This is a genomic window from Frankia sp. Allo2, from assembly GCF_000733325.1.
Classification (GTDB): domain Bacteria; phylum Actinomycetota; class Actinomycetes; order Frankiales; family Frankiaceae; genus Frankia; species Frankia casuarinae.
Map to the genome: position 1 here is coordinate 128,152 of NZ_JPHT01000006.1, position 13,331 is coordinate 141,482.

The window sequence follows — 13,331 nt, forward strand, 5'->3', positions numbered from 1 at the left end:
TATGTCAACTTCCGACTGTGGATCGGACAGTAGGCACGGCTTCGGCGGTGGTCAAGGACGCTGTCGGCGCGTCACGACTTTCCCCGCATGGTGGCTTCGCCACAATGCGGGGACCCCCGCCCCGGAAGGAGTCTGTGGTAACCGTGACTCGCCTCCGGCGACCTTCCCGGCGCAGCCGACGGGGGCTTCGTCTCAATGTACGGACCCCGATCAATGTACGGATCCCGACGCCTGGCCGTGCCACGGATCAAGAGACCTCACCACCACCGGGGCCGATGATGGTGTACTGCCTCCCGTGACCGGTCAGCGCACCCAGCACGTCCATTTCCTCGGCATCGGAGGCAGCGGCCTGTCTCCGCTGGCCCAGATCCATCTCGCGGGCGGCGGGACGGTGAGCGGCAGTGACTCCGAAGACTCGCCCCGGGTGGCGACCCTACGCGCACGGGGGGTACCGATCCGGATCGGGGCCACGCCCGGTCCGGCCGCCTTCGCCGCCGAGCTCGCCGGTGCGGATGTCGTGGTCGCGTCCAGTGCGCTGCCCGACGACCATCCGGAGATCGTCGCCGCCCGCGCGCTCGGTCTGCCCGTGCGCCGCCGTTCGGAATGGCTACCGGAGCTCACCGCCGGCTACCGGCTGGTCGCCGTCGCCGGTTCGCACGGCAAGTCGACCACCTCGGCGATGCTCACCCTGGTCCTGCGCGCCGCCGGGCTGGATCCCACGGCGGTCATCGGCGCGGAGGTGTCACAGCTGGGAGGGAACGCGCTGGCCGGCTCCGGCGACGTCTTCGTCCTGGAGTCCGACGAGTACGGCGGCGCCTTCGCGGGCCTCGACCCGAGCATCGCCGTCATCACCAACGTCGAGTGGGAGCACCCTGACGTCTTCCCCGACGAGGCATCGGTCCGGACGGCCTTCGCCGCGTTCGCCCGACGGGTCCGGCCGGGTGGACGACTGGTCGTCTGCGGAGATCATCCCGGGGTGGTCGCCGTCCTCACCGAGCTGGGTCGCCAGCGGCCCGGCAATGACGTCGCGGTGAATGACGTCGCGGTGATCGACTACGGCTTCGGTGCCGAACGCCACTGGCGCGCCGTCGACGTCGTCACCACCGCGGGGGACGACATGACCAGGGCGACCGTCCTGCGGGCCGGTCAGGAGATCGGCGCGCTGACCCTGACGGTACCCGGCCGGCACTCGGTGCTGAACGCGCTCGCGGTCCTCGCCACCGCCACCGAGCTGGGAGTCGCTCCCGCCCAGNCCCTCNCCNCCCTGACGNCCTTCNCCGGCGCGGCCCGACGGTTCGAGTTCGTGGGCTTCTGGAACGGCCCCGCCGACAGCACCGGCGTCGGACCCGCCGGAGGTCCGGGCAGCCTGGAGGTGATCGACGACTACGCGCATCATCCGACGGAGGTCCGTCTGACGCTCGCCGCGGCCCGTTCACGGGCTCGGGGACGGCAGATCTGGACGGTACTCCAGCCACATACGTTCAGTCGGTTCGCCGCGCTACTGGACGACTTCGCGGCCGCGTTCAGCGACGCCGACCGGGTGTACGTCACCGACATCTATGCCGCCCGCGAGACCGACGACCTCGGTCTGCATGCCGTCGACCTGGTCAAGCGGGTGAGCGAGCCGGCGGCAACATACTACGTGTCCTGGCCCGAACTCGTCGAACGACTCGCCACGGACGTCCGCGTCACCCTGAGCGACGAGGCGTCGCGGGGGATCCTGCTGCTCACGCTCGGAGCGGGAACGATCACCACGGTCGGTCCCCGGCTGCTGGCCGCCCTGGGCTTCTCGGCGGCCGGTTGACCGTTGCATGTGAGCGTCCAATGGCGCTCTCATGCCGCCTTACCTCGCCGCGACGGGTACTCCCCCACGGCCGTCCGAACGGCGGTGAGGNACCGCGGNGGGGNACCGTCGAAAANAANAAGGGCTTCAATTCTCTCGTACAAAGAAGTGCCATCCGATGCCCGTGAGACGGCGCCTCCTCCCCGGCGTGAAAGCGGCACCGCGCCGCGGACCCGTAACGCCGACGCGACGTCCCGGGCGATGATCCTGCCGGCTGTTGCCCGGCGTCGATGGTTGACTGCCGCAACACGCCCCCGCCGGCATGGCCGGCNGCGACAGGTGAGGATCGAGACGATGGCCGACACGCAGGACCCGCGCAGACCTGGCTTCGACGTCAGGGCGGTCAATCAGACCGTGATCGCCGAGTACCGGGCGACTGGCGGCGTGTTGGAGAAGACGCTGCCCGGTTCCAGGCTGGTGCTCGTGACGACGACCGGGCGGCGCAGCGGGAAGGAGCACACCACCCCGCTGGGGTACGTCATGGACGGCGGTCCCGGCCGCATCGTCGTCTTCGCGTCCAACATGGCCGCCCCACGGCATCCGGACTGGTACCAGAACCTGACGGCCGAGCCGAAGGTCGTGGTGGAGCTCGGCACCGACCGGTTCGAGGCCGAGGCGTTGACCGCCACCGGGGACGAGCGGCAGCGGCTCTACGAGGCACTGGTCGAGACGATGCCGGGGATCCGCGGCCACCAGGAGCAGGTGGAACGGGAGATCCCGGTGGTCGTGCTGGTCACGCTGTGATAACCGGCCAGCGTTGGACACCCCCTGGCTGTCCAGCGGCCGGGGACGGCGGAGCGGTCAGGGAGCCGCGTGCCGCGGGCGGGATCGCCGCCGGGTGGCGGCGGCGTCCCGGATCATGGCGACGATCGCGGCGGCGGCCTGGGGATGGCCGCTGCCGGCGCAGGCGGCCGACATCTTCGCCAGCCGTTCGGCGGAGATGAGCACCGGCAGCGCGTTCTCGAGCAGCCAGGACGCGCTGAGCTCGGCGTCGTCGACGAGGAGACCACCGCCGGCCTCCACCGTCGGCAGCGCGTTGCGGCGCTGCTCACCGTTGCCGTGCGGCAGGGGGACGTACACCGCCGGGAGCCCCGCCGCGGCGAGTTCCGCGCATGTCATCGCGCCCGACCGGCACAGGGTCATGTCGGCCGCGGCGTAGGCCGAGGGGATGTGGTCGAGGTACGGCCGCAGCTCGTATGGCGTGGGCAGGTCGAGGGGCAGCGCCGCGGCGACCTCGTCGAAGTTCTTCGGTCCGGTCGCGTGCAGCACCTGGATCCCGGCGGCGGCAAGGGGATGCGCCGCCGCCGTCATCACCTGGTTGAGCGAGCGGGCGCCCTGCGAACCGCCGAAGACGAGCAGGGTCGGCCGGTGCGGGTCGAGCCCGTAGCGCGCCCGGGCGGCCCGCATCGCGGCCGGGGAACGGTCGAGGGTGAGGATCTCCCCCCGCAGCGGGATCCCGGTGAGCGTCGCGCCGCGCAGGGGCGTGCTCGGGTAGGACGTGGCGACGAACGGGGTGAGCCGGGCGCCGAGCCGGTTGGCCAGTCCCGGCAGCGGGTTCGCCTCGTGCACCACGATCGGGATGCCGCGGCGCCGGGCGGCGAGGTACGCGGGCGCGGACACGTATCCACCGAACCCCACGACCACGTCCGCCCGAACCAGGTCGAGGGTCTCCCCCGCCTGACAGATCGCGTCGAGGAACCGGGCGGGCAGCTTGAACACGGCCGGGGTGGGGCGGCGCGGCATCGGGACCTTCGGCACCGTCGCCAACTCATGGCCCCGGGCGGGCACCAGGCGCGCCTCCAGACCGGTCGCGGTGCCGAGCAGGGTCAGCCGTACCCGGGAGTCGGTCGCCCGCAGCGCGTCCGCGACGGCGAGTGCGGGTTCCACGTGGCCGGCTGTCCCGCCGCCGGCGAGCACTACGCTTCGCAACATCGGTCAAGACGATGACACATCACGCCGTCTCCCGGGCAGCCCGGCCCCGGTCACCCGGGCCCGCACACGGGATGATATGCGCCCCGACGAACGCCCCGACCCGGACTCCGGCACCGGACCCACCGGACCCGACCGCGCGTCGTCGACCGGTACGAGGCCGAGGTCCGGTCGGTGGCCCCGGCGGCCGGGCGGCCGCCTCTCCTCCCGCGGTATCNCCCCGGTGGCATCGGCGCGCCGCTCCCGGCCGCGGCGCCAGCGCTGGCGGCGCCGGCCGGACGCGGCGAGACGCGCGGCGTGGCGTTCCTCGGCCCGTCGGGACAAGAATTCGGCCGCGGCCGGCTCGGACCGGGCGAAGGAGAGCAGCATGCCGAGGGCCGCGAGGGTCGGCAGCAACGCGGAGCCACCGAACGACACCAGCGGAAGGGTGACGCCGGTAATCGGCAACAGACCCACGACGGCACCTATGTTGACCACCGCCTGGACGAGGATCCAGGCGGTGACCCCCGCTGCGGCGAGCCGGACGAACAGCTCGTCACAACGGTGCGCAATCCGCAGGCCCGCGTATCCCAGCACGCCGAACAGGCCCACCACCACCAGGCTGCCGACCAGCCCGAGTTCCTCGCCGATGATCGCGAGGATGAAGTCGGTGTGCACCGCGGGCAGTAACTGCGGCCACTTCTCCCGGGATGCGCCAAGGCCCTCCCCCCACCAGCCGCCGGTCGACAGGGCATAGATGCCCTGCACGGCCTGGAAGCCGTCGCCGTGCGCGTCGGCGAACGGATCGGTGAACGACAGCAGGCGCCGGACGCGGTAGGGCTCGACCACGGCGAGGACCGACGCCGCCGCGACCATCGATCCCAGGATCCCGGTGTAGAGGCGCATCGGGGTACCGATCACCCACAGCACGGTCAACGGCACGACGGTCACGCAGATCGCCCCGCCGAGATCCGGTTCCAGCAGCAGCAGCAGGTCGATGAACAGGAACACCGGGACCAGCGGAACGAGCAGGTGTTTGGGGTCGGACAGCAGCCGCCGTTTGCGGACAAGCAGATCCGAACACCACAGCGCAAGGGCGATCTTCGCCAACTCGCTGGGCTGGATCGTGATCGGCCCGACGACGATCCACTGGCGGGCGCCACCACGCACGCTGCCGATACCCGGGATGAGCACCGCCATCAGCATCAGCACGGTCCCGAGCAACAACGGGTAGGCAAAGGCGCGGAAGACCCGCACAGGCAGCCGGGAGGCGACGGCGACCACCGGCAGACCGATCGCGACCCAGATCACCTGCCGGATGAACAGCGTGTAGGAGGAGCCGAAGTCGGCGTAGGAGCGCACGCTCGACGCCGACAGGACCATGACCAGTCCGAGCACCAGCAGCAGAGCGGCCGAGGACAGCAGCAGGTAGTAGGACGCCAACGGCCGGTCGAGCAGCGGCAGCCGTGCTTCGGCCCCGTCCGCCGCGCCGGTTCCCCCGCCGGCGGAGTCGGGCTCGGCCGCGGAGCCGGTTCGCACGGCTTTGGGCCCTCGCGCCGCCCGCGCGGGCCGCGCCGACGTCCCGGTGGACGGCGGCGACGACGCTCCCGACCCCGCCACGGTTACCCCTCTCGTGCGCGGACCGCCGCCGCGAACAGATCTCCGCGCGCCGCGTAGTCCCGGAACATGTCCATCGAGGCCGCGGCCGGCGCCAAGAGCACAGTGTCACCGGTGGTCGCGAACGCCGCCGCAGCCTTCACCGCATCGTCCATGCCGTCAGCCCGTTCCACGGGGACATCGGGGGCGTGTCGGGCGAGAGCGGCGGCGATCTCATCGGCGCAGCGCCCGATGAGGACCGCGGCGCGCAGCACCCGGCGCGCGTCGCGGACGAGATCGTCGAAGGCGAGGCCCTTGTTGAGGCCGCCCGCGATCCACACCACCGAGGGGTAGCCGGCCAGCGACGCGGCGGCGGCGTGTGGGTTCGTCGCCTTGCTGTCATCCACCCAGCGGACCCCGTCGATGACGGCCACCTCGGCGTTGCGGTGGGCGCCGGGCCGGAAAGCGACGAGCGCCGCGCCGATCGCGGCCGGGCCAACGCCCTCGGCGCGGGCAAGCGCGGCGGCGGCCAGCGCATTGGAGATCATGTGCGGACTTGTCAGCACGAGGTCACGGACGGCGACCAGCCGCCCGCCACCGAAGGCGTCGTCGACGAGGTGGCCGTCGACGACGGTCAGGCCGGGCCGCGGCCGGGCCGCCGGGTCGAGACCGAACAGGACCCGCCGCCCCGGAGCGGCGGCGAGCAGGTCCGCGCTGGTTGCGTCGTCGGCGTTGCCGATCGCGGTCGTCCCGGGACGACGCCAGATCCCCGCCTTCGCTGCCGCATAGGCCGCCGCGCCCCCGTGCCAGTCGAGATGGTCGGGGGCGACGTTGAGCACGGCCGCGGCGAGGGGGGCCATGGTGTGGGTGTAATGGAGCTGGAAGCTGGACAGTTCCACCGCGAGGGTCTCGTAGGGCGGCTCGGCGGCAACCGCGTCCACGATCGGGGTCCCGATGTTCCCGGCGGTGGTGGATCGCCGGCCACCGGCGGCGAGCATCGCGCCGAGCATCTCGGTGGTCGTCGTCTTGCCGTTCGTTCCCGTGACGGCGAGCCACCGGCTCCCACCCCGCCACCGCCAGGCGAGCTCCACCTCCCCCCAGACCGGGATCCCGGCGCCGGCCGCCCCGGTGATCAGCGGGGCCGTCGGCGGGACGCCGGGCGAGGTGACGACGAGGGCGCTGTCCCCGGGGCCGGCCGGCAGGCCGCCGAGGTTCACCTCGGCCCCGAGCGCCCGCAGCGTCGCGGCCGCACCCTGGTGACGTGGGGAGTCGCCGGCGTCGACGACCCGGACCCGCGCACCGCGGGCAAGCAGCGCCCGGGCCGCGGCGAGCCCGGAGACCCCGATCCCGACGACCAGCACGGGCAGGCCCGCCCAGGAGATCGAGGTCGTGAGGTTGCCTGGGCCCTGACCGTCGCCCGGGCCCTGACCGTCGCCCGTCATGGCGTCAGCCACCTCCGTGGGAGAGGAACTCCGCGTAGAACAGGCCCAGGCCGAAGGCCACCGCGAGTCCCGAGACGATCCAGAATCTGATGATCACCGTCGTCTCGGGCCATTCGGCGAGCTCGAAATGGTGATGGATCGGCNCCATGTTGAACACGCGTTTCTTCGTCGCCTTGAAGAACGCGACCTGGATCATCACGGACAGGGTCTCGATGACGAACAGGCCGCCGAGGACGACGAGAAGCAGCTCGGTCCGGCTGACGATCGCGATACTGGCGAAGGCACCACCCAGCGCGAGCGACCCGGTGTCCCNCATGAAGATCTTCGCCGGGCTGGCGTTCCACCACAGGAACCCGAAACAGGCCCCCATCGCCGCCGCCGCGACCAGCGCGACGTCGAGGGGATCACGCACGAGGTAACAGCCCGCCTCGGCCGCGTGCGGCTCGCACAGGTTGCCGAACTGCCAGAAGGAGATGATGACGTACGCGCCGAACACCATTGCCGAGGTGCCGGCCGCGAGGCCGTCGAGGCCGTCGGTGAGGTTCACCGCGTTAGAGGTCGCGGCGATGATGATCCAGGCCAGCAAGGGAAAGGCGATGATGCCGACGGAGAGACTCGTGTCCCGCACGATCGAGATGTACGTCGAGCCGGGGAGCAGCCCGGCGTCGTTCTTGAACCGGACGGCCAGCAGGCCGAAGACGATCGCGACCGCGGCCTGCCCGGTGAACTTCATCCGGGCGGTGAGCCCGAGGCTGCGCTGCTTGCGGATCTTGATGTAGTCGTCCAGAAAGCCGACCAGGCCAAGCCCGGTCATCACCATCAGCACAAGCAGACCCGACGCGGTGAACCCGATGCCGGTCACCAGGTGGGCCAGGAAGTACCCGGCCAGGGCAGCGACAATGATGACAGTGCCCCCCATCGTGGGGGTGCCCCGCTTGGTCAGGTGGCTGGACGGCCCGTCCTCGCGGATCTCCTGGCCATATCCCTGCCGGCGGAAGAGCCGGATCACCCAGGGTGTGCCCAGCAACGACACGACCAACGCGACCATGGCCGCGATAAGAACGCCTCTCACGCGTGCGTCACCCGCGCGGGTCCGCGTGTGTGAAGCCAGCCGTCCGCCGTCATGTCCCCTCGATCCCGGCGCCGAGGACGCCGAATCTGGTCACCAACGCCTCGGCGACGCGCTCCAGACCGAAGGACCGGCTGGCCTTNACCAGTACCACGTCGTCCGGTCCGGCCTGCGCGGCCACCAGGGCCACCGCCTCCTCGGCGTCGGTCACCTCCACCGACTCCCCGTCCCAGGAGCCTTCCAGCGAGGCGCCCAGGTGGATATGGCGGGCCGCCGGACCCNCCNCGATCAGTCGATCGACCCCNAGGCGGACCGCGAACCGGCCGAGCACGTCGTGCTCGGCGGCGGCGGCGTCACCGAGTTCCCCCATCGGACCGAGCACCGCGAACGCCCGGCCCTTCCCCCGCATGTCCACCAACGCCTTCAGCGCCGCCCGCATCGACTCCGGGTTCGCGTTGTAGGCGTCGTTGACGACCACCACCCCGGCCGCGGNGGAGGTCACCTCCATCCGCCACCGGCTGCGCGGGCGGGCGGCGGACAGCGCCGCGGCGACCCGGTCCGGGGACAGCCCCAGCCGGATCGCGACGGCCGCCGCGGCCAACGCGTTCGGCACCTGGTGCGCGCCGACGAGCCCGAGGGTCACCCGATGGTGCTCGCCGTGCGCCAGCAGGTCGAACGAGGCGCGGCCCAGCCGGTCGACATCGACGGCACCGGCCCGCACGTCGGCCCGTCCACCCTCCCCGAAAGTGATCACTTCGGCCGTCGTCCGAACCGCCATCGCCGCGACCAGCGGGTCATCGGCGTTGAGCACGACGGCCTCGCTCGCGGCCTCGGCAAGCTCGCCCTTAGCCGCGGCGATCCCCAGCCGGCCGTCGGCGTACTCGCCCAGGTGGGCACTGCCGACGTTGAGGACCACCCCCACAGCCGGGCGGGCTACCGCGCAGAGGGTGGCGATGTGCCCCGGACCGCGGGCACCCATCTCCAGGACGACGAACGCCGTGTCCGGCTCGGTGCGCAGCAGCGTCAGCGGCAGTCCGATCTCGTTGTTGAAGGAGCNGGGCGCGGCCACCGTCGGGGCGAGCCCGCCCAGCACGTCGGCGAGCAGGTCCTTGGTCGTCGTCTTGCCCGCCGACCCGGTCACGGCGACCACGGTGGCGGCGGCCAGATCACGGACGTACGCGGCGAGCGCGGCGAGCGCCGAAGGCGGATCGGGAACGATGACGGCCGGCTCGCCCACCGACCGGGCGGCGAGCACGGCGGACGCGCCGGCGGCGACGGCGGCGGCGGCGAAGTCGTGCCCGTCGACCCGGCTGCCAGCCAGGGCGACGAACAAGGCGCCGTCGCGGACCTCGCGGGAGTCGACGACGACCGAACGCACCGTGACGCCCGGGTCGGGCACCGCGTCGAGCCGGCCGCCGGTCGCCGACGCGACCTCGGCCAGGGTCAGCGGGATCATCTCCTCTCCACCGAGGAGAGCGCGGCGCGCAGGGCGACCCGATCGTCGAAGGGGGTCNCCNCCCCCGCCTGTTCCTGGCCCGACTCATGACCCTTGCCGGCGACAACGACGGCGTCCTGAGGTCCGGCCTCGGCCACGGCGGCCGCGATGGCCGCGGCGCGGTCCGGTTCGACCAAGACCGTGGCCGAGGCCGACAGCGCCGTGACCCCGGCGAGCATCTGGGCGAGGATCTCCGCCGGATCCTCCGAGCGCGGATTGTCGTTCGTGAGGATCGCGACGTCGGCGAGTGTCGCCGCGGCGGCCCCCATCAGCGGGCGCTTGCCGCGGTCGCGGTCGCCACCGCAGCCGAGCACGACGATGACCCTGCCCTTCACCAGCGGGCGAACCGTCTCGAGCAGCGTCGTGACCGCGTCCGGGGTGTGCGCGAAGTCGACCAGGGCCAGGAACGGCTGGCCGGCGTCGACCCGCTCCATCCGGCCGGGCACCCCGGGCAGGGAGCCGATCCCCGCCGCCGCCGTGGCCGGGGGGACCCCGATGGCGACGAGCAGCGCCAGCGCGCCGAGCGTGTTGGCGACGTTAAAGGCGCCGGGCAGCGGCACGGACAGATCCACCCGCAGCCCGTCCGGACCCTCGGCGCGCAGCAGTGTGCCGGTCGGCCCGTAGGAGACGTCCCGGGCCGTCCAGTCGGCCGGCCCCTCGACGGCGAACGTGATCGCGCCGGGATGCCGTTCGGCGAGCCGGCGGCCCCACCGGTCCGCCACGCCGATCACCGCGACGGCGGTCCGGGCCGGGTCGAACAGGGACGCCTTCGCCGCGAAGTAGTCCTCCATGGAGGAGTGGAAGTCCAGATGGTCCTGGCTGAGGTTGGTGAACACGGCCCCGGCGAAGTGCAGGGCGTCGGCCCGGTGCAGGGCCAGCGCGTGGCTGGACACCTCCATCGTGGCGGCCCCCACGCCACGCTCGACCATCGTGGCGAGCAGGGCCTGCNGGTCGCTCGCCTCCGGGGTGGTGCGGGCGGAGGCCAGCCGTTCGTCGGCGATCCGGGTCTCGATCGTGCCGATCAGGCCCGTGGTGTGGCCGGCGGCGCGCAGCCCGGCGTCGAGCAGGAAGGCCGTGGTCGTCTTCCCGTTGGTGCCGGTGACGCCGAGCAGGCGCAGCGCCGCAGAGGGATCACCGTAGATCCTCGCCGCCACCGGGGCGAGGTCGCGCCGTGGATCGTCGCTGACAAGCACCGGGACTTCCCCGGGGGGGCCGGGCGGCATGGCCGCGATCCGGCGGGCGCCCTCGGCGTCGGTGAGCACGGCGACGGCGCCGCCGGCCACCGCGGCGGCCGCGAAGGCCGCACCGTGCGTGTGGGCACCGGGCAGTGCCGCGTGGAGGTCGCCCGGCCGGACCGCATGCGAGTCGTGGGTGACGCCATGCACGATCACGTCCGTGTCCGTGTCCGCATGTGTGTCCGCATGTGTGTCCGACGGCGAATGTCCCGCACCCGCGAACGCCGCCGGCTCCGGGACGGGCGCCACGGCCGCGAGCACCGCGCGCAGATCGGCGAGGCTGCACGCGGGCGGGGCAGCCGGTCGAGGTGCCGGAGAGGTCACGGTCACGACCTTAGTGGGGGCGGGCACGGCCATCCCCACGGGCGCCCGGGCACGGCGGTGGTCCAGCCGACCTTCCCCGCCCACCACGTCCCGGCGCGGATCGCGATCATCTGTCCAGGTCGAGCAGGAGCGGTGCGGGCCTGGTGATCGGCTGTGGCACGCCGAGGGTGGTCAACGCGAAGGACATGACACGTTGGAACACGGGCGCGGCGACCTGACCGCCGAAGTAACCCTTCTTCGGGTTGTCCAGGACGATCTCCACCACCACCCGCGGATCATCCGCCGGGGCGAACCCGATGAACGAGGGAACGTAGCCCTGGTAACCGCCGTGCACCGGGTCGGGCCGTTTGGCGGTGCCCGTCTTGCCGGCCACCCGGTAACCGGGAACCTCGGCAAGCGGCGCCGTGCCCTCGTTCGTCGCCACCGCCTCGAGCATCCGGGTGAGCGTGGCCGCGGTCTGCGCGCTGACGACGCGCTGACCAGGCGGTTGGGGAGTCACCTTGACGACGCCGTCCGGACCGGTGATGGCGTCGACAAGCCGCGGGGTCACGCGAACACCGCCGTTCGCGATAGTCGCGTACACCGAGGCCATCTGGAGCGCCGTCGCCGACATGCCCTGCCCGTAGGAAATGGTGGCGGCCTGGCTGCCCGACCAGTCCCGGGCTGCCGGCAGCAGGCCGGCGCCCTCGCCGGGGAAGTTCAGACCCGTGCGGGCACCGAGCCCGAACGAGCGCAGCGCCTGCTCCAGCCCGATCCGCCCGACCCGCTCGGAGATCTCCACGGTGCCGATGTTGCTGGAGCGGGCCAGGACGCCGGCGGCGGTGAGATGTTCGACGCCGTGCGGCTCGGAGTCCTCGATGCGTACCCCACCCCGGGTGATGAACGGCGGGATGGTCATCGGGGTCTCGGAGGNGATCAGACCGCGGTCCAGCGCCGCGGCCATCGTGATCACTTTGTTGACGCTGCCGGGCTCGTAGGCGTCCCGCGTGGACCGATTGCCCAGCGCCGGGGTGTCCCGGGCGGTGATGTTGTTCGGGTCGAACTGCGGCGCGTCGGCCATCGCGAGGATGTCCCCGGTGCGGGGGTCCATCACGACGGCCGTGCCGCCGTCGGCCTCGGAGGTACGGACCGCGTCGGCGATCGCGTTCTGGGCGTTCCACTGGATGTCCCGCTCGAGGGTCAGGCGCAGCGAAGAACCCGGGATCGGGTCCTTCTCGCGGCTCTGGCCCGAGGGGATCTCGATGCCCGCCGGGTTCGCCTCCAGTCGGCGAAGGCCGTCGGTACCGCGCAGCACCTCGTCATACGCCAGCTCCAGCCCGCCGCCGCCCTCGAGGATGTCACCATCGCCGTGCCGCATGAACCCGATGACGTTCGCGGCCAGTTCCCGGGACGGGTAGGTGCGTCCGCGTTCCTCGGTGATGCCGATACCGCGCAGCCCCAGGGCGCTGACCTTCTCCGCCACGTCCGGAGTGAGCCCGCGGGCGAGGTAGACGAACTTGATGTGCTCGGCCGGGTCGGTGGTAAGCCGTCTGCGCAACGCCTCGGTGCTGTCGTCGAGGACCGGCGCGAGCTTCGCGGCCGTCCCCGCGATGTCCCTGACGTTCGTCGGGTTCGCGTAGACGGCCCGCAGCTCGACATACTGCGCGAGCGTGTGGCCCGCCCGGTCGGTGATGGCGCCACGCGCCGCGGGCAGCACGATGGTCCGCAGCCGCTGGGCCTCGGCCTGGGCCGCGTAGGTGGAGGCGGAGAAACCCTGCAGCTGGGTCAGGCGCAGCCCGAGGACACTGAGGACCGCGCACATGAGCACGATGGACACCCGCAGCCGCCGACGCGGGCTGCCCAGCCGGTAGGCGCGACGAGCCGGGGGGTGCCGCGGCCGGCTGACCCGACCGGGACGCCAGGGCACCGAGCCTGGCCGGCCCACATACCGGCCGCCCGGATACCGGCCGTCGTGCTCCTCGTCGCCGTACTCGTCCGCACCGGGCCCGTCGCCGACCGCCCGACCCGGGTCGTCGACATCCCTCCGCAACCGACCGCCATACACTGAAGGTGGCGGTGGAGGAACAAGGCGTAGCCGTCCGCGGCCGCGCTGAGGGGAGCCCGGGGGCGTCGAGCTCACTGCCCGGCTCCGGCCTTTCCCGCCGCCCCGATCGCGGCACCACCGGCCGCGGCAGCGTTCGCCCCGGTGGCGGGAAGGTGGGCGTGAGCGGTTCCGCCGGCNCCACCCGCCGTCGCGCCGGCCGCTGGCTGACCGTTCTTCCCGGGACCGCCGGTCTTCCCGGGACCGCCGGCCGGGCTCGGGCCGGGCGATGCGGGCACGACGATGATGACGGATCCGCTGCCCGGTTCCCGGGCCAGGGTCCGGGAACCAACGGGCAGCGGAGCGCCCGGCGGAAGGTATTCCGGTATCCCGCCGGGG

9 protein-coding genes are annotated in these 13,331 nt (G+C 72.6%); 2 read left to right on the plus strand and 7 right to left on the minus strand.

The window, feature by feature from the left end; translation table 11 throughout:
- Nucleotides 1-295: 295 nt before the first annotated feature.
- Together murC and ALLO2_RS07000 are read left to right on the plus strand one after the other, a co-directional pair.
- Nucleotides 296-1,804 (plus strand): UDP-N-acetylmuramate--L-alanine ligase, encoded by a 1,509-nt coding sequence (murC, locus tag ALLO2_RS06995; RefSeq protein ID WP_035730583.1) that lies wholly within the window; start codon nt 296-298, stop codon nt 1,802-1,804.
- Between the two features lie 333 nt (nt 1,805-2,137).
- Nucleotides 2,138-2,587 carry a nitroreductase family deazaflavin-dependent oxidoreductase gene (locus ALLO2_RS07000; protein WP_011435858.1) on the plus strand — a complete coding sequence of 150 codons (450 nt, stop codon included), beginning with the start codon at nt 2,138-2,140 and terminating at the stop codon, nt 2,585-2,587.
- Nucleotides 2,588-2,644: 57 nt separating this feature from the next.
- Here the strand turns inward: ALLO2_RS07000 and murG are convergent, their stop codons facing one another.
- The 7 genes from murG to ALLO2_RS07035 all read right to left on the minus strand — a co-directional run bounded on the left by murG (nt 2,645) and on the right by ALLO2_RS07035 (nt 12,941).
- Nucleotides 2,645-3,775, minus strand: coding sequence for an undecaprenyldiphospho-muramoylpentapeptide beta-N-acetylglucosaminyltransferase (gene murG, locus ALLO2_RS07005; RefSeq protein WP_011435857.1), 1,131 nt, complete (start codon nt 3,773-3,775; stop codon nt 2,645-2,647).
- Nucleotides 3,776-3,778: 3 nt separating this feature from the next.
- On the minus strand, nt 3,779-5,371 hold the full coding sequence (ftsW, locus tag ALLO2_RS07010) for a putative lipid II flippase FtsW (RefSeq protein ID WP_035730586.1): 1,593 nt from the start codon (nt 5,369-5,371) through the stop codon (nt 3,779-3,781).
- A gap of 2 nt (nt 5,372-5,373) precedes the next feature.
- Complete coding sequence (gene murD / locus ALLO2_RS07015; RefSeq protein ID WP_011435855.1) at nt 5,374-6,789, minus strand: UDP-N-acetylmuramoyl-L-alanine--D-glutamate ligase; 1,416 nt, start codon at nt 6,787-6,789, stop codon at nt 5,374-5,376.
- Nucleotides 6,790-6,793: 4 nt separating this feature from the next.
- Nucleotides 6,794-7,861 carry a phospho-N-acetylmuramoyl-pentapeptide-transferase gene (gene mraY / locus ALLO2_RS07020; protein WP_035730587.1) on the minus strand — a complete coding sequence of 356 codons (1,068 nt, stop codon included), beginning with the start codon at nt 7,859-7,861 and terminating at the stop codon, nt 6,794-6,796.
- Nucleotides 7,862-7,910: 49 nt separating this feature from the next.
- Complete coding sequence (gene murF, locus ALLO2_RS07025) at nt 7,911-9,314, minus strand: UDP-N-acetylmuramoyl-tripeptide--D-alanyl-D-alanine ligase (RefSeq protein ID WP_035730589.1); 1,404 nt, start codon at nt 9,312-9,314, stop codon at nt 7,911-7,913.
- Entirely contained in the window at nt 9,311-10,945 is a 1,635-nt protein-coding gene (locus ALLO2_RS07030; RefSeq protein WP_084588371.1) for a UDP-N-acetylmuramoyl-L-alanyl-D-glutamate--2,6-diaminopimelate ligase, read from the minus strand. The genes murF and ALLO2_RS07030 overlap by 4 nt, the downstream gene beginning before the upstream one ends.
- A 73-nt stretch (nt 10,946-11,018) precedes the next feature.
- Nucleotides 11,019-12,941, minus strand: coding sequence for a peptidoglycan D,D-transpeptidase FtsI family protein (locus ALLO2_RS07035; RefSeq protein WP_369808130.1), 1,923 nt, complete (start codon nt 12,939-12,941; stop codon nt 11,019-11,021).
- Nucleotides 12,942-13,331 lie beyond the last annotated feature (390 nt).

Coding starts and splice junctions, on each gene's coding strand:
- ALLO2_RS07000 (WP_011435858.1), top strand. CDS start 2,138: ATGGCCGACACGCAGGACCCGCGCAGACCTGGCTTCGACGTCAGGGCG.
- murG (WP_011435857.1), bottom strand. CDS start 3,775: ATGTTGCGAAGCGTAGTGCTCGCCGGCGGCGGGACAGCCGGCCACGTG.
- murD (WP_011435855.1), bottom strand. CDS start 6,789: ATGACGGGCGACGGTCAGGGCCCGGGCGACGGTCAGGGCCCAGGCAAC.